Origin of the sequence: Streptomyces pallidus (ex Mingjun et al. 2026) (genome assembly GCF_051550185.1) — a bacterium.
Classification (GTDB): domain Bacteria; phylum Actinomycetota; class Actinomycetes; order Streptomycetales; family Streptomycetaceae; genus Streptomyces.
Window position 1 is genome coordinate 5,131,399 of the sequence record NZ_CP196181.1, and the last position, 15,575, is coordinate 5,146,973.

12 protein-coding genes and 1 pseudogene are annotated in these 15,575 nt (G+C 73.7%); 9 read left to right on the top strand and 4 right to left on the bottom strand.

Features of this window, described 5'->3' with window-relative positions:
- The first annotated feature begins 93 nt into the window (after window positions 1-93).
- From ACSHWO_RS22670 to ACSHWO_RS22680, 3 genes and pseudogenes are all read left to right on the top strand, one after another.
- Complete coding sequence (locus ACSHWO_RS22670; RefSeq protein WP_438314295.1) at window positions 94-729, top strand: helix-hairpin-helix domain-containing protein; 636 nt, start codon at window positions 94-96, stop codon at window positions 727-729.
- Window positions 726-3,098 (top strand): annotated as a pseudogene (locus ACSHWO_RS22675) (ComEC/Rec2 family competence protein); the annotation flags it as partial. The gene ACSHWO_RS22670 and the pseudogene ACSHWO_RS22675, both read left to right, overlap by 4 nt.
- Before the next feature lie 136 nt (window positions 3,099-3,234).
- Window positions 3,235-4,116 (top strand): YceI family protein, encoded by an 882-nt coding sequence (locus tag ACSHWO_RS22680; RefSeq protein WP_361083958.1) that lies wholly within the window; start codon window positions 3,235-3,237, stop codon window positions 4,114-4,116.
- 20 nt (window positions 4,117-4,136) lie between these two features.
- On the opposite strand, the gene ACSHWO_RS22685 is transcribed toward ACSHWO_RS22680, so the two are convergent.
- A complete protein-coding gene (locus ACSHWO_RS22685) occupies window positions 4,137-4,379 on the bottom strand; it encodes a hypothetical protein (RefSeq protein WP_361083956.1) in 243 nt (80 codons plus the stop codon).
- 61 nt (window positions 4,380-4,440) lie between these two features.
- Between ACSHWO_RS22685 and holA the strand changes: the two genes are divergently transcribed.
- Entirely contained in the window at window positions 4,441-5,439 is a 999-nt protein-coding gene (gene holA / locus ACSHWO_RS22690; RefSeq protein ID WP_385848773.1) for a DNA polymerase III subunit delta, read from the top strand.
- A gap of 194 nt (window positions 5,440-5,633) precedes the next feature.
- On the opposite strand, the gene rpsT is transcribed toward holA, so the two are convergent.
- Window positions 5,634-5,900, bottom strand: a complete 267-nt coding sequence (gene rpsT, locus ACSHWO_RS22695) for a 30S ribosomal protein S20 (RefSeq protein WP_361083950.1) — start codon at window positions 5,898-5,900, stop codon at window positions 5,634-5,636.
- Window positions 5,901-6,130: 230 nt separating this feature from the next.
- Here rpsT and lepA point away from each other — a divergent pair, with 230 nt between their 5' ends.
- The 3 genes from lepA to hemW all read left to right on the top strand — a co-directional run bounded on the left by lepA (window position 6,131) and on the right by hemW (window position 11,491).
- Window positions 6,131-7,996, top strand: a complete 1,866-nt coding sequence (gene lepA, locus ACSHWO_RS22700) for a translation elongation factor 4 (RefSeq protein ID WP_438314301.1) — start codon at window positions 6,131-6,133, stop codon at window positions 7,994-7,996.
- Window positions 7,997-8,243: 247 nt separating this feature from the next.
- Window positions 8,244-10,133 carry an AMP-dependent synthetase/ligase gene (locus ACSHWO_RS22705; RefSeq protein ID WP_361083945.1) on the top strand — a complete coding sequence of 630 codons (1,890 nt, stop codon included), beginning with the start codon at window positions 8,244-8,246 and terminating at the stop codon, window positions 10,131-10,133.
- Between the two features lie 125 nt (window positions 10,134-10,258).
- Window positions 10,259-11,491, top strand: coding sequence for a radical SAM family heme chaperone HemW (hemW, locus tag ACSHWO_RS22710; RefSeq protein WP_385848772.1), 1,233 nt, complete (start codon window positions 10,259-10,261; stop codon window positions 11,489-11,491).
- 88 nt (window positions 11,492-11,579) lie between these two features.
- Here the strand turns inward: hemW and ACSHWO_RS22715 are convergent, their stop codons facing one another.
- Together ACSHWO_RS22715 and ACSHWO_RS22720 are read right to left on the bottom strand one after the other, a co-directional pair.
- Window positions 11,580-12,380 (bottom strand): DUF3097 domain-containing protein, encoded by an 801-nt coding sequence (locus ACSHWO_RS22715; RefSeq protein ID WP_438314305.1) that lies wholly within the window; start codon window positions 12,378-12,380, stop codon window positions 11,580-11,582.
- Window positions 12,373-13,134 carry an MBL fold metallo-hydrolase gene (locus ACSHWO_RS22720; protein ID WP_361083937.1) on the bottom strand — a complete coding sequence of 254 codons (762 nt, stop codon included), beginning with the start codon at window positions 13,132-13,134 and terminating at the stop codon, window positions 12,373-12,375. Before ACSHWO_RS22720 ends, ACSHWO_RS22715 begins: the two co-directional genes overlap by 8 nt.
- Before the next feature lie 144 nt (window positions 13,135-13,278).
- Here ACSHWO_RS22720 and hrcA point away from each other — a divergent pair, with 144 nt between their 5' ends.
- Window positions 13,279-14,295 (top strand): heat-inducible transcriptional repressor HrcA, encoded by a 1,017-nt coding sequence (gene hrcA, locus ACSHWO_RS22725; RefSeq protein ID WP_385848770.1) that lies wholly within the window; start codon window positions 13,279-13,281, stop codon window positions 14,293-14,295.
- Entirely contained in the window at window positions 14,296-15,435 is a 1,140-nt protein-coding gene (gene dnaJ, locus ACSHWO_RS22730) for a molecular chaperone DnaJ (RefSeq protein ID WP_385848769.1), read from the top strand. It begins immediately after the preceding gene.
- Window positions 15,436-15,575 lie beyond the last annotated feature (140 nt).

Consider the following 15,575-nt stretch of genomic DNA (forward strand, 5'->3'; position numbering starts at 1 on the left):
CTGTCGCCCCCGCCGGTGTCGGGCGGGCCCGGTGGCGACGAGCCGTCGGAGGCGGGGGTGGTGCGGGCCTCGGGGGGCTCGGGGTGGCTTGCCGTGCGGGAGCGGCTGCCGCTGTGGGTGCAGGCGCGGCTGGAGGTCCGGCCGCGCGCCGTGGGCGCCGTCGCAGTCGTGCTGGCGGCTGCCGTCGGGATCGGGGTCCAGCAGTACTGGTCAGCCCGGCCGCAGCCGGTGACCGCGCCCCCGGCCCTGGCCCCGGCCCCGGCACCCGCCCCGACGCCCGGCCCGGTGCCCGGGCCACCCGGCACCGCAGCCGGTGGCTCCCGCATCGTCGTGGACGTCAGCGGCAAGGTCCGCGAGCCCGGGGTGCGGCGGCTGCCCGCGGGTTCGCGGGTGGAGGACGCGCTCACCGCCGCCGGGGGTGTCGACCCCGGCACGGACACCACCGGTCTGAACCGGGCGCGGGTCCTGGTCGACGGCGAACACGTCGTCGTCGGGGGTCCGGCACCGCCCGCACCAGGGCCCGGCGGGCCGTCCGCCGGCCCGATCAGCCTCGGCGCGGCCACGGTGGAGCAACTGGACGCGCTGCCCGGGGTCGGGCCCGTGCTGGCGCAGCACATCGTCGACTTCCGCACCGCCCGCGGCGGATTCCGGTCGGTGGAGGAGCTCCGCCAGGTCAACGGCATCGGCGAGCGCCGCTTCGCCGACCTGCGCAAACTGGTGCGGCCGTGAAGCGGACCGAGGGTGCGCAGCCCCTGGACCTCCGGCTGGTCGTGCCGGCCCTGGCCGCCTGGGCGGCGGCCGCCGTCGCCCTGCGCGTGCCGGCCGGGTGGGGTGCCTGGGGGGCTGGGTTCGCGGTGGCGGCCGCCGGGCTGCTGCTCCTCGCCGGATGCCACCGCCCGGACCGGCTTTGGCGTGCCGGTACCGCCGCGGCCCTCGCCCTGCTGTGCGCGGCCGCCGGGGCCGGGGTGGCGGCCCTCGCCAAGGCGGAGGCCCGGGCCGGACCGGTCGACGGCCTGGCCCGGGACCACGCCCGGGTCCTCACCGAGCTCACGATCGCCTCCGATCCGCGCAGCACCCGTACCGGCGGCGGCCCGCCCGTGGTCGTGCTGGACGCGGTGGTGACCCGGGTGACCGAGCCCGGGGGCGCGGCGACGCGGGTCGAGACCCCGGTCCGCGTCCTCGCCGGGCATCCCGACTGGGGCGGGCTGCTGCCCTCCACCCGGGTCGCGGTGGAGGCCCGCCTCGCGCCGGGGCGGGACGGGGAACGGGCCGTGGCGCTGCTGCGGCCGGCCGGGGACGCCGGGCCCCGGGTGACCGGCGGCCCCGATGCCGTCCAGCGGCTAGCCGGGCGGCTGCGGGCCGGGCTGCGCGAGGCCACGGACGGGCTCGCACCGGATGCCAGGGCGCTGCTGCCGGCCCTCGTGGTCGGGGACACCTCCCGGGTGCCGCCCGAGCTGGACGAGGCCTTCCGGGCCACCGACCTGCTGCACCTGCTGGCCGTCTCCGGGGCGAACCTGACCGTGGTGCTGTTCCTGCTCGTCGGGCCCCCGGCCAGCGCACAACTCGCCGAGCGGCGCGGGCTCGCCCCGCGGCTCGGGCTCTCCCTGCGGGCCACCGCGCTCGCCGGGACGGCGCTGACGCTGGCGTTCGTGGTCGTCTGCCGGCCCGAGCCGAGCGTGCTGCGGGCCGCCGCCTGCGGGGCCGTCACCCTGCTGGCCCTCGCCACCGGCCGGCGCAGGTCCCTGCTCCCCGCCCTGGCCGCCGCCGCACTGCTGCTCGTGCTGCACGATCCGTGGCTGGCCCGCAGCCCCGGCTTCCTGCTGTCCGTCCTGGCCACCGGGTCCCTGCTGACGCTCGCCCCCCGGTGGAGCGCAGCCCTGCGGCGGCGCGGGATGCGGCCCCGGCTCGCCGAGGCGCTGGGGGCCGCCGCCGCGGCCCAGGCCGTCTGCGCGCCCGTCGTCGTGGTGCTGTCGGCGCGGGTGAGCCTGGTCGGGGTGCCGTGCAACCTGCTGGCCGAGCTCGCGGCGGGGCCGGCGACCGTGCTCGGCTTCGCGGTGCTCGCGGCGGCCCCGCTGTGCCCGCCCGCCGCGGAGCTGCTCGCCCGGTGCGCGGCGGTGCCGGCCGGGTGGATCGCCGCGGTGGCCCGGGCCGGGGCGCGCCTGCCCGGGGCGGAGCTGGCCTGGCCGGGCGGGCTCGGCGGCGGGCTGCTGCTGGCCGCCCTGACGGGGGCCGCCCTGGCCTTCGGAACGCGGCTCCTGCGCCGGGCGTGGGTGTGCTGGGCGCTGTGCCTGCTGCTGTTCCTGGCCGTGCTGCGGCCCCCGCAGGTCACCCGTACGCTCACCGGCTGGCCGCCGCCCGACTGGAGCTACGTGCAGTGCGCGGTCGGGCAGGGCGACGCCGGCGTCCTCGCCGCCGGGCCCGGTACGGCCGTGGTGGTGGACGCGGGGCCCGAACCCGGCCCGGTGGACGAGTGCCTGCGCGTGCTGGGGGTGCGGAGGGTGCCGCTGCTCCTGCTGACCCACTTCCACGCCGACCACGTCGGGGGGCTGCCCGGGGTGCTGCGGGGCCGGGCGGTCGGCGCCATCCAGACCACCACGCTGGACGAGCCGGCCGGGCAGGCGGCGTTCGTCCGGCGGACCGCGGCGGCGGCCGGCGTGCCCGTCGCCGCGGCCGTGGCGGGGGAGCGGCGCCGGGCCGGGCCGCTCGAATGGCAGGTGCTGTGGCCCCCGCCCGGCGGACCGCCCACCGAGGGGCCGAACGACGCCAGCGTGGCCCTGCTGGTGCGCACCGCCGGGCTGACCCTGCTGCTCCTCGGCGACCTCGAACCGCCCTCCCAGCAGGCCCTGTTGGGCGACCACCCGGAACTGGGGCCGGTCGACGTCCTCAAGGTCGCCCACCACGGCTCGGCGCACCAGGACGCCGCACTGCACGAGCGGGTCCGGCCCCGGCTCGCCGTCGTCCCGGTCGGCGCGGGCAACCGCTACGGACACCCCTCCCAGGGCACCCTCCTGCGGCTCCGGTCACTGGGCGCGACGGTCCTGCGCACCGACACCCACGGCTCCGTCGCGATCACCGGCAGTGGGCCCCGGCTGAGCGCGTTCCCGTCGAGGAGAGGGCGGCGCCGGCGCGTCCGAACCGTGCGCCCGCGTTCTGTTTGCCCACAACCCGACAGCATGATCGAATGCGTCTTCGCCACAGCGGGACATGTCCACACAGCACGGGGGTGCACCAACCATGTTCGTACGCCGAAGAGGGAAAGACGCAGCGGGAAGCAGCGCCTCGCACACCACCGCGACGCTGACGCTGCCTCATGCGGCGCACCTGCTCAGCTGTCGGGTCCTCGACACCGTCCACCAGCCGGTCCGCCGGGCCGCGTTCGAGGTGACCGATCCGATCGGCCGGCACGTCGTCAGCGGAGAGACCGACCCGTACGGCGGGTTCACGGCGGCCGTACCGGAGGGGGAGTACCGGCTCACCGTCACCGCCGAGGGCTACGCCCCGTTCCGCGGGGCGACGATCGTCGGGGACTCGGTGCAGTCCGGCACCGCGGAGATCATCCTCGATGCGGTGGAACCGCCGCTGCTGCCGCAGCCCGGACACTGGGAGCTCGACCCGGCGCACTCGTCGATCGCGTTCACGGCCCGGCACATCGGATTCGCCCGGATCCGGGGCCGGTTCAACACCTTCGCCGGGGCGGTGCGGATCGCCGACCGCATGGAGGAGTCCTCCATGCACGTGATCATCGACGCGGCGAGCATCGACACCGGGTTGAGGATGCGCGACGACCACCTGCGGTCGGCGGACTTCCTCGACGCGGTCCACTACCCGACCCTGGAGTTCTACAGCGAGCGGTTCATCCACCGCAGCGGCAGCCGGTGGACCGTAGCGGGCGCGCTGACCCTGCACGGCACCAGCCGGTCGGTGACCCTGGACACCGAGTACCTCGGGCTGGGCACGGGACTGGACGGCGAGCCGCGCGCCGCCTGCCGGGCCTCCGCCGAACTCCACCGCGAGGACTTCGCCCTCACCTGGCAGTCGGTACTGGCCAACGGGATCGCGGCCGTCGGGTCGAGCGTGGACGTGACGCTCGACGTGCAGATCGTCCGCAAGGCCTGAGACGGGCCCTGCACGGCCTTCTACGGGGCTTCCAGCCAGCCCTCGTACTCGGCGGCGAGGCCGTCCAGTGCAGCGGCGTCGAGCCGTTCCCGCGGGTCCTCGACGACGACCAGCCACTGGGCGTCCTCGGCGTCGTCCTCGCCGGCCAGGGCGTCGCGGACCAACTGCGGTTCCTCCTGGAGGCCGAAGCGGTCGACGGCCTCCTCGGCCACCTCCTCCGCGGCGTCGCGGTCGGGCAGCACCAGTACATGTCGCAGGTTCACCCGACCATTCTCGGGTACGCGGGGCGGAGGCCTGTCAGTGCGGCGTGGGATGCTGGGGGCGATGGCCACCAGGAAGAACCCCACCGACGATCCGCTCGCCCCGCTCACCCTCGCGGTGGGGCAGGAGGACCTGCTGCTCGACCGCGCCGTACGGGAGGTGATGGCGGCCGCCCGCGCCGCCGACCCCGACACGGACGTGCGCGACCTGACGTCCGAGCAGCTCCAGCCCGGCACGCTGGCCGAGCTCACCAGCCCCTCGCTGTTCTCCGAGCGCAAGGTGCTGGTCGTCCGCAACGCGCAGGACCTGTCCGCGGACACGGTCAAGGAGGTCAAGGCGTACATCGCCGCGCCCGTCGAGGACATCGCCCTCGTGCTCCTCCATGCCGGCGGCGTGAAGGGCAAGGGCCTGCTGGACGCGGCCCGCAAGGCGGGGGCCCGGGAGATCGCCTGCCCGAAGATGACGAAGGCGGCGGACCGGCTGGCCTTCGTCCGGGGCGAGTTCCGCACCCTGGGCCGGTCGGCGACCCCGGAGGCCTGCCAGACCCTCGTCGACGCGATCGGCAGCGACCTGCGGGAGCTGGCGAGCGCGGTGGCGCAGCTCTGCGCGGACGTCGAGGGCACCATCGACGAGGCCGTGGTCGGCCGCTACTACACCGGCCGGGCCGAGGCGTCGAGCTTCACGGTCGCCGACCGGGCGGTGGAGGGGCGTGCGGCGGACGCCCTGGAGGCCCTGCGGTGGTCGCTCGCGACCGGGGTGGCCCCGGTGCTGATCACCAGCGCCCTGGCACAGGCCGTCCGGGCGATCGGCAAGCTGGCCTCCGCGCCGCGCGGCGCCCGCCCCGCCGACCTGGCCCGTGACCTCGGCATGCCCCCGTGGAAGATCGACCGGGTGCGCCAGCAGATGCGGGGCTGGTCCGCCGACGGGGTCGCCGACGCCCTCCGCGCGGTCGCCGAGGCCGACGCGGGCGTCAAGGGCGGCGGCGACGATCCCGAGTACGCCCTGGAGAAGGCCGTGGTGGCCGTCGCCCGTGCGGCCCGCCCCCGCCGCCCCGCGTACTGACCGGGCCCCAGGGCCCGGGCACGCCGAAGGCCCCGTACGCCTCCCTGGGGAAAGGGGGGCGGCCGGGGCCTTCGGTTACTGCTGTGTGTGCGCCGCACCCGCGTGGCGAACGCAGGCCGCGTGCGGCGCTGGGGTGCCGGTCAGGAGCGGATGAGAGGGCCCGCTGGGTCCTTCCCGGCGATCACATCGAGTGCTCAGCCCTGAAGGGAGGCAACCTTGGAGGCCAGCGCCGACTTCTTGTTGGCGGCGGCGTTCTTGTGGATGACACCCTTCGACACAGCCTTGTCCAGCTTCCGCGAGGCGACGCGCGCCGCAGCGGTGGCCTTCTCGACGTCGCCGGCGACGACGGCCTCGTTGGCCTTGCGGATGAAGGTGCGGAGCTCGGACTTGACGGACTTGTTGCGCAGGCGCGCCTTCTCGTTCGTCTTGATCCGCTTGATCTGGGACTTGATGTTCGCCACGAAAGAGCCTTTTCAGGTTCAGAGTTTGATCTTCCGGTCGTGCCCCTACCCCCCGGACTGCGTCCGGGGAGCGCCGCCCACGGGTGAGAGGGCGGAAGAGACACAGCTGCCCAGGCTACCAGGGGCCCTCGGGGTGGCCCAAACCGAGCGCACTGCCCGGTCCATGGGACCATGGGAGCTGCGTACAGATCCGACCCAACGCTTCTGCGACCCGAGAATCAGGACACTGCGTGCCCGCCATCCCCAGCCACGTGCCCGAGCCGAGCCGTACCGACCCGGCGCTGATCCGCAATTTCTGCATCATCGCGCACATCGACCACGGCAAGTCGACGCTTGCCGACCGGATGCTGCAGCTCACCGGGGTCGTCGACCAGCGGCAGATGCGCGCCCAGTACCTCGACCGCATGGACATCGAACGTGAGCGCGGCATCACGATCAAGTCCCAGGCGGTCCGACTGCCCTGGGCGCCCACCTCGGGCGACGGCGTGGGCCGGACGCACATCCTCAACATGATCGACACGCCCGGGCACGTCGACTTCACCTACGAGGTCTCGCGTTCCCTCGCCGCGTGCGAGGGCACGATCCTCCTCGTGGACGCCGCCCAGGGCATCGAGGCGCAGACCCTCGCCAACCTGTACCTGGCGATGGAGAACGACCTCACGATCGTCCCGGTCCTCAACAAGATCGACCTGCCGGCGGCCCAGCCGGAGAAGTTCGCCGAGGAGCTGGCGAACCTGGTCGGCTGCGACCCGGACGACGTGCTCCGCGTCTCCGCCAAGACGGGTGTCGGCGTGGAGGCCCTGCTCGACCGCGTCGTGCAGACCGTCCCGGCGCCGGTCGGCGTCAAGGACGCCCCCGCCCGCGCGATGATCTTCGACTCGGTCTACGACTCGTACCGCGGTGTCGTGACGTACGTCCGCGTGGTCGACGGCACGCTCAACAAGCGCGAGCGCATCCGGATGATGTCCACCGGCGCCACGCACGAGCTGCTGGAGATCGGCACCAACTCGCCCGAGATGCTGCCCGCCGACGGCCTCTCCGTCGGCGAGGTGGGCTATCTGATCACCGGCGTGAAGGACGTCCGCCAGTCCAAGGTGGGTGACACCATCACCCAGCAGACCGGCGGTGCCACCGAGGCCCTCGGCGGCTACAAGGACCCGAAGCCGATGGTCTTCTCGGGCCTGTACCCGCTCGACGGCTCGGACTACCCGGAGCTGCGCGAGGCCCTGGACAAGCTCCAGCTCAACGACGCGGCCCTGGTCTACGAGCCGGAGACCTCCGCGGCCCTCGGCTTCGGCTTCCGCGTCGGCTTCCTCGGCCTGCTCCACCTGGACGTGGTCCGCGAGCGCCTGGAGCGCGAGTTCGGCCTCGACCTGATCGCCACCGCCCCGAACGTGGTCTACCGCGTCGTGCTGGAGGACGGCACGGAGGTCACGGTCACCAACCCGAGCGAGTTCCCCGAGGGCAAGATCCGCGACGTCTTCGAGCCGGTCGTGCGGGCCACCGTGCTCGCGCCCACCGAGTTCATCGGCGCGATCATGGAGCTGTGCCAGACCCGTCGCGGCACGCTGCTCGGCATGGACTACCTCTCCGAGGACCGCGTCGAGATCCGCTACACGCTGCCGCTCGCGGAGATCGTCTTCGACTTCTTCGACCAGCTGAAGTCGAAGACGCGCGGCTACGCCTCCCTCGACTACGAGCCCACCGGCGAGCAGGCCTCCAGCCTGGTCAAGGTCGACATCCTGCTGCACGGCGACAAGGTCGACGCCTTCTCCGCCGTCACCCACAAGGACGCCGCCTACGCCTACGGCGTGCGCCTCGTCGCCAAGCTGCGCGAGCTCATCCCGCGGCAGGCCTTCGAGGTGCCGATCCAGGCCGCGATCGGCTCGCGCGTCATCGCCCGCGAGACCATCCGCGCCATCCGCAAGGACGTCCTCGCCAAGTGCTACGGCGGTGACATCTCCCGTAAGCGGAAGCTGCTGGAGAAGCAGAAGGAAGGCAAGAAGCGCATGAAGATGGTCGGCTCCGTGGAGGTCCCCCAGGAGGCCTTCATCGCCGTCCTGTCGAGCGACGATTCCGGCGGCAAGAAGAAGTAGCAGCTCGCCGCAGCCACCCGCCGTTGCAGGCGGAACAGGTCCCCGCGTAGACATGCGGGGGCCTGTTTCGTTATGAATCGGCGGCTCAAGGGCCCTTACGCGGCAGGCGGAGGGCCCCTACCCTGATCACTGCCGTTGGTTACCCGCGAGTTACAACACCTTGGCCGCAAGATTGCTGCCAGCCCTGTCGGAAGCCCGCCGCCCACCCCCGGTCGGCAGGCCCTGCCGCGTGGTCCGGAGGACGTCCGTGAGCGACACACAGACCCTGATCGAGAACCGCCCGCCCTCCGTGGCGGCCCTCTTCCTTGAGCGTGTCGCCGCCACGCCCAACGCCGAGGCCTACCGGTACCCGGTGCCCCCGGCCTCCGGCAGCGGCCCCGACGACTGGAGGTCGCTGAGCTGGGGCCAGGCGGCCGAGCGGGTCTTCGCGATCGCAGCCGGCCTGATCGACCTCGGCCTCAAGGCCGAGGAGCGGGTCGCGCTGGCCTCCAACACCCGCGTCGAGTGGATCCTGGCCGACCTCGGCGTGATGTGCGCGGGCGGCGCGGTCACGACCATCTACCCCAGCACCAACGCCGACGAGTCCGCGTTCATCCTCAAGGACTCCGCCAGCCGGGTGCTGATCGCCGAGGACGCCGCCCAGCTGGCCAAGGCCCGCGAGCGCCGCACCGACCTGCCCGACCTCCGGCACGTCGTGGTCCTGGAGGCCGCCGACGCGGTCCCCGCCGAGGGCGACCCGGAGGGCTGGGTGGTCTCCCTCGCCGATCTGGAGGCCCGCGGCAAGCAGTACCTCACCGAGTACCCGGAGGCGGTCGAGGAACGCATCGGCGCCATCACCGCCGACCAGCTCGCCACCCTCATCTACACCTCCGGCACCACCGGCCGCCCCAAGGGCGTGCGGCTCCCGCACGACAACTGGTCGTACATGGCCAAGGCCACCGTGGCCACCGGCCTGATCACCGCCGAGGACGTCCAGTACCTGTGGCTGCCGCTGGCGCACGTCTTCGGCAAGGTCCTGACCTCCGGACAGATCGAGGTCGGGCACGTCACCGCCGTCGACGGCCGCATCGACAAGATCGTCGAAAACCTACCGGTCGTCCAGCCCACCTACATGGCGGCCGTCCCGCGCATCTTCGAGAAGGTCTACAACGGCGCCGCGGGCAAGGCCCGGGCCGGCGGCGGGGCCAAGTACAAGATCTTCCAGTGGGCCGTCGACGTCGCCCGCGAATACGCCAAGGTCACCCAGGACAACTACCGCCGCACCGGCCGGGCCACCGCCCCCTTCGGCCTCACCACCAAGCACAAGATCGCCGACGCGCTCGTCTACTCCAAGCTCCGCGAGGCCTTCGGCGGCCGGCTGCGCGCCGCCGTCTCCGGCGCCTCCGCCCTGGCCCCCGAGATCGGCTACTTCTTCTCCGGCGCCGGCATCCACATCCTGGAGGGCTACGGCCTGACCGAGTCCAGCGCCGCCTCCTTCGTCAACCCCGGCGAGGCCTACCGCACCGGCACCGTCGGCAAGCCGCTCCCCGGCACCGAGGTCCGCATCGCCGACGACGGCGAGATCCTGCTGCGCGGCCCCGGCGTCATGCAGGGCTACCACGGCCAGCCCGAGAAGACCGCCGAGGTGCTCGAAGAGGACGGCTGGCTGCACACCGGCGACATCGGCGAGCTCTCGCCCGACGGCTACCTGCGCATCACGGACCGCAAGAAGGACCTGATCAAGACCTCCGGCGGCAAGTACGTCGCCCCGGCCGAGATCGAGGGCCAGTTCAAGGCGATCTGCCCGTACGTGTCGAGCATCGTCGTGCACGGCGCCGACCGGAACTTCTGCTCCGCGCTGGTCGCCCTCGACGAGCCCTCCATCATGGGCTGGGCCGCCGAGAACGGGCTGGAGGGCAGGACGTACGCCGAGGTGCTGGCCGCCGCCGAGACGAACCGGCTGGTCGAGACCTACGTACAGACCCTCAACGAGGGGCTGCAGCGCTGGCAGACGATCAAGAAGTTCCGGATCCTGCCGCGCGACCTCGACGTGGAGCACGGCGACCTCACGCCCAGCCTCAAGCTGAAGCGGCCGGTCGTCGAGCGTGAGTTCAAGCACCTGATCGACGAGATGTACGAGGGCGCCCGCGAGGCCTGAGCCCTGCGGTACGGGGCCCGGCGGACCGCCGGGCCCTCCCGCGGCAGCGGCTGCCGGGCCGGCCGAGGCGGCCGCCGGGCGCCCGCCCGGACCGGCCCCCGGCCCGCGTACGGGACAATGGGCGCATGCCTTCCGCACTGCCCGACGGCGAGCCCGTGCCCGAAGACGGCGCGCTGCCGCCGCACGCCCTGGCGGGCGCCGGGGACCGTCCGCTGGGGTTCTACCTGCACGTCCCGTACTGCGCCACCCGCTGCGGGTACTGCGACTTCAACACCTACACCGCGACCGAGCTGCGCGGCTCCGGCGGCGTGCTCGCCTCCCGGGAGAACTACGCCGACACCCTGATCGACGAGGTCCGCCTCGCCCGCAAGGTCCTCGGCGACGACCCGCGGCCCGTCCGCACGGTGTTCGTCGGCGGCGGCACACCCACCCTGCTGCCCGCCGCGCACCTGGTCCGCATGCTCGCGTCGATCCGCGACGAGTTCGGCCTGGCCGACGACGCGGAGATCACCACCGAGGCCAACCCGGAATCGGTCGACCCGGCCTACCTGGCCGAGCTGCGCGCCGGCGGCTTCAACCGGATCTCCTTCGGCATGCAGAGCGCGCGGCAGCACGTCCTGAAGGTGCTCGACCGCACGCACACCCCGGGCCGCCCCGAGGCCTGCGTCGCGGAGGCCCGCCGGGCCGGCTTCGAGCACGTCAACCTGGACCTGATCTACGGCACGCCGGGGGAGTCGGACGACGACTGGCGGGCGTCGCTGGACGCGGCCCTCGGCGCCGGCCCGGACCACGTCTCCGCGTACGCCCTGATCGTGGAGGAGGGCACGCAGCTCGCCCGCCGGATCCGCCGCGGCGAGGTCCCCATGACCGACGACGACGTCCACGCGGACCGGTACCTGATCGCGGACGAGGTGTTCGCGGCGGCCGGCTACTCCTGGTACGAGGTCTCCAACTGGGCCGCCTCCGAGGCGGGCCGCTGCCTGCACAACGAGCTGTACTGGCGGGGCGCGGACTGGTGGGGCGCGGGCCCCGGCGCGCACAGCCACGTCGGCGGGGTGCGCTGGTGGAACGTGAAGCACCCCGGCGCCTACGCGGCCGCGCTGGCCGCGGGCCGGTCCCCCGGCGCCGGCCGCGAGCTGCTGTCCGAGGAGGACCGGCGCGTCGAGCGGATCCTGCTGGAGCTGCGGCTCGTGGACGGCTGCCCGCTGTCCCTGCTGGCCCCGGCCGGCCTGGCGGCCTCCCGCCGCGCCGTGGAGGACGGCCTGCTGGAGTCGGGCCCGTACGCGGCCGGGCGCGCCGTGCTCACCCTGCGGGGCCGGCTGCTGGCCGACGCGGTGGTCCGGGACCTGGTCGACTGACACCGGCGCCCGGCCCGAACCTCGGCGGCGCGGCGCGGCGCGGCGCGGGTCGGGGCCGGCTGGCCGCGGGCCGGCGGTGTGGGCCGGGTCAGGCCGTGACGTGGTCGATGAGGTGCTCCACCGCGCCCAGCAGGGCGGGCTCCAGGTCCCTGTACGACGTCACCCGGGACAGGACGTGCTGCCAGGCGGCCCCGGTGTGCTCGGGCCAGCCCAGCGCCCGGCAGACGCCCGTCTTCCAGTCCTGGCCGCGCGGGACCTCGGGCCAGGCGGCGATGCCCAGCGCGGAGGGCTTCACGGCCTGCCAGACGTCCACGTACGGGTGGCCCAGCACCAGCACGTCGTCACTGGCGACGGCGGCGGCGATCCGGGACTCCTTCGAGCCGGGCACCAGGTGGTCGACCAGGACGCCCAGGCGGGCGTCCGGGCCGGGCGCGAACTCCGCGACGACGTCGGGCAGGTGGTCGACGCCCTCCAGGTACTCCACGACGACGCCCTCGATCCGCAGGTCGTCGCCCCACACCCGCTCGACCAGCTCGGCGTCGTGCCGGCCCTCCACGTAGATCCGCCCCGCCCGCGCCACCCGGGCCCTGGCCCCCGGGACCGCGATCGAGCCCGAGGCCGTGCGCCGCGGCCCCGCCGAGGCCCGGGCGACGGGCCGGACGAGGGTGACCACGGCGCCCTCCAGCAGAAAGCCGCTGGGCTCCAGCGGGAAGACCCGCCGCTTGCCGAAGCGGTCCTCCAGGGTCACGGTGCCCGCCTCGCAGGCCACCACGGCGCCGCAGAAGTCCGTACCGGCCACCTCGACCACCAGGTCGGGATCGGCTGGCACCTCGGGCACGGCCGGGGCGCGCTTCCACGGCGGGGTCAGGTCGGGGGAGTACTCACGCATCCGGCCGCCCCTGGGAGAGCGGGTGCGCGCCCGGGTCCGACAGGCCGAACCGGACGGCCAGTGCGTCGCGTTGCGCGCGGACGAAGGCCGCGTCGACCACGGCGCCGTGCCCCGGCACGTACAGCGCGTCCTCCCCGCCCAGCGCCAGCAGTCGGTCCACGGCCGCCGGCCACTGCTCGGGCAGCGCGTCCCGGCCCGCCTGGGGCTCGCCGGACTCCTCCACGAGGTCGCCGCAGAACACCGTCTCGCGCTCGCCCGGCACGAAGACGGCCAGGTCGTAGGGGGTGTGGCCGGGCCCCACGTTGGCCAGCAGCACCTGGACGCCGCCCAGGTCCAGCGTCCACTCGCCCGATACCAGGTGCCGCGGGGGCACCAGCAGGTCCGCGGCTTCGGCGGCCTCGGCCGCGTCCAGGCCCTGGCGCACCGCGTCCTCCCGGAGCTCGTCGCGCCGCGAGCGGAGCTCGCCGTCCAGCCCGACCGCCCCGTAGACCTCGGCCCCGGAGAAGGCCGCGCTGCCCAGGACATGATCGAAATGTCCGTGGGTGAATGCGATATGGGTCACGTGCCGGCCCGTCAGCCGCTCGGCCTCGGCCCTCAGCGAGGCCCCCTCACGAACGCTCGAACCGGGGTCGATCATCAGGACGGAATCGTCCCCGACCACCAGTCCCACCGTGCAATCCCACACCGGAAGACGCTTGCGGCCGGTCCGCCGTGTCAAACGTTCCCAATTCGTGTCTTCCCACCGTACGTCCATACCGCGACGCTACCTGGCGGGCCACCCTTGCTAGCCGTGCACTACCCGGCCGTACACTGGCCGGGGGATCGCTGGCACTCCGACGAGGCGAGTGCCAGAAGCAGTGGACCACGACGACCCGCATCACAGCTGGAGGTGTGCGCGATGCTCAGCGAACGCAGACTCGAGGTGCTCCGCGCCATCGTCCAGGACTACGTCGGGACGGAGGAGCCGGTCGGCTCCAAGGCGCTGACCGAGCGCCACAAGCTCGGCGTGTCGCCGGCCACCGTGCGCAACGACATGGCCGTCCTGGAGGAGGAGGGCTACATCGCCCAGCCGCACACCAGTGCCGGCCGGATCCCCACGGACAAGGGCTACCGCCTCTTCGTCGACAAGCTGGCGGACGTCAAGCCGCTGTCGACGCCGGAGCGCCGGGCCATCCAGAACTTCCTCGACGGCGCCGTCGACCTCGACGACGTCATCGGCCGGACGGTGCGGCTGCTCTCGACGCTGACCCGGCAGGTCGCGATCGTGCAGTACCCGTCGCTGACCCGCTCCACGGTCCGGCACGTCGAGCTGCTCGCGCTGGCGCCGGCCCGCCTGATGCTGGTGCTGATCACCGACACCGGTCGGGTCGAACAGCGGCTGGTCGACTGCCCGGCGCCGTTCGCCGAGACCTCGCTCGCCGATCTGCGGGCGAGGCTCAACAGCAGGGTCGTCGGCCGCAGGTTCACCGATGTCCCGCGGCTCGTGCAGGACCTCCCGGAGGCCTTCGAGCCGGACGACCGGGGCACGGTCGCGACCGTGCTCCAGACGTTGCTGGAGACGCTGGCGGAGGAGGCGGAGGAGCGGCTGATGATCGGCGGCACCGCCAATCTGACGCGCTCCGGACACGATTTCCCCCTGACGATCAGGCCGGTGCTGGAGGCGCTGGAGGAGCAGGTCGTGCTCCTCAAGCTGCTCGGCGAGGCCAGTGAATCGGGTATGGCTGTACGAATCGGGCATGAGAACGCTTACGAGGGACTGAACTCCACGTCCGTCGTGTCGGTCGGCTACGGTTCGGGCGGCGAGAGTGTCGCCAAACTCGGCGTGGTCGGACCGACCCGCATGGACTACCCCGGAACGATGGGAGCGGTACGCGCAGTGGCACGTTACGTCGGACAGATCCTGGCGGAGTCGTAAGTGGCCACGGACTACTACGCCGTACTCGGCGTACGCCGCGACGCATCGCAGGACGAGATCAAGAAGGCCTTCCGCCGCCTGGCGCGTGAACTCCACCCGGACGTGAATCCGGACCCGAAGACGCAGGAGCGCTTCAAGGAGATCAACGCCGCGTACGAGGTCCTCTCGGACCCGCAGAAGAAGCAGGTCTACGACCTCGGCGGGGACCCGCTGTCCTCCTCGGGCGGCGCCGGTGGCGCGGGCGGCTTCGGCGCGGGCGGCTTCGGCAACTTCTCCGACATCATGGACGCCTTCTTCGGCCAGGCGGCGCAGCGCGGACCGCGCTCGCGGACCCGTCGCGGCCAGGACGCCATGATCCGCCTCGACCTGGAGCTGGACGAGGCCGCGTTCGGTACGACCAAGGACATCCAGGTCGACACCGCCGTCGTCTGCACCACCTGCTCCGGTGAGGGCGCGGCGCCCGGCACCTCGGCGCAGACGTGTGACATGTGCCGTGGCCGCGGTGAGGTGTCGCAGGTCACCCGGTCCTTCCTGGGCCAGGTCATGACCTCGCGCCCCTGCCCCCAGTGCCAGGGCTTCGGCACCGTCGTCCCGACCCCGTGCCCCGAGTGCGCGGGCGACGGCCGGGTCCGCTCCCGCCGCAGCCTCACGGTCAAGATCCCGGCCGGCGTCGAGAACGGCACCCGGATCCAGCTCGCGGGCGAGGGCGAGGTCGGCCCCGGCGGCGGCCCCGCCGGCGACCTGTACGTCGAGATCCACGAGCTGCCGCACCCGGTGTTCCAGCGGCGCGGCGACGACCTGCACTGCACGGTGACCATCCCCATGACGGCGGCGGCCCTCGGCACCAAGTGCCCGCTGGAGACGCTCGACGGCATGGAGGAGGTCGACATCCGGCCCGGCACCCAGTCCGGCCAGTCGATCCCGCTGCACGGCCGGGGCGTGACGCACCTGCGCGGCGGCGGCCGCGGCGACCTGATCGTCCACGTCGAGGTGCAGACCCCGGGCAAGCTGGACGCCCAGCAGGAGGAGCTGCTGCGCCAGCTCGCCAAGCTGCGCGGCGAGGAGCGGCCGATGGGCCAGTTCGCGCCGGGCCAGCAGGGCCTCTTCAGCCGTCTGAAGGACGCGTTCAACGGCCGCTGAGCGGCCCGCGGGAGACCGCCCACACGACGTACGAGCCCGGTCCGGGGACATCCCGGGCCGGGCTCGGCGCTCCTGCCGGGACACCGGTCGGGCGGGGTGGTCGCGGGGCGGTCACGGAGATTCGGCGCCGGGGGCGGGAC

What these genes read in the sequence shown, in the direction of transcription:
- ACSHWO_RS22680 (WP_361083958.1), top strand. Translation starts at nt 3,235, where the DNA reads ATGTTCGTACGCCGAAGAGGGAAAGACGCAGCGGGAAGCAGCGCCTCG.
- holA (WP_385848773.1), top strand. Translation starts at nt 4,441, where the DNA reads ATGGCCACCAGGAAGAACCCCACCGACGATCCGCTCGCCCCGCTCACC.
- hemW (WP_385848772.1), top strand. Translation starts at nt 10,259, where the DNA reads ATGCCTTCCGCACTGCCCGACGGCGAGCCCGTGCCCGAAGACGGCGCG.
- ACSHWO_RS22715 (WP_438314305.1), bottom strand. Translation starts at nt 12,380, where the DNA reads ATGCGTGAGTACTCCCCCGACCTGACCCCGCCGTGGAAGCGCGCCCCG.
- ACSHWO_RS22720 (WP_361083937.1), bottom strand. Translation starts at nt 13,134, where the DNA reads ATGGACGTACGGTGGGAAGACACGAATTGGGAACGTTTGACACGGCGG.
- hrcA (WP_385848770.1), top strand. Translation starts at nt 13,279, where the DNA reads ATGCTCAGCGAACGCAGACTCGAGGTGCTCCGCGCCATCGTCCAGGAC.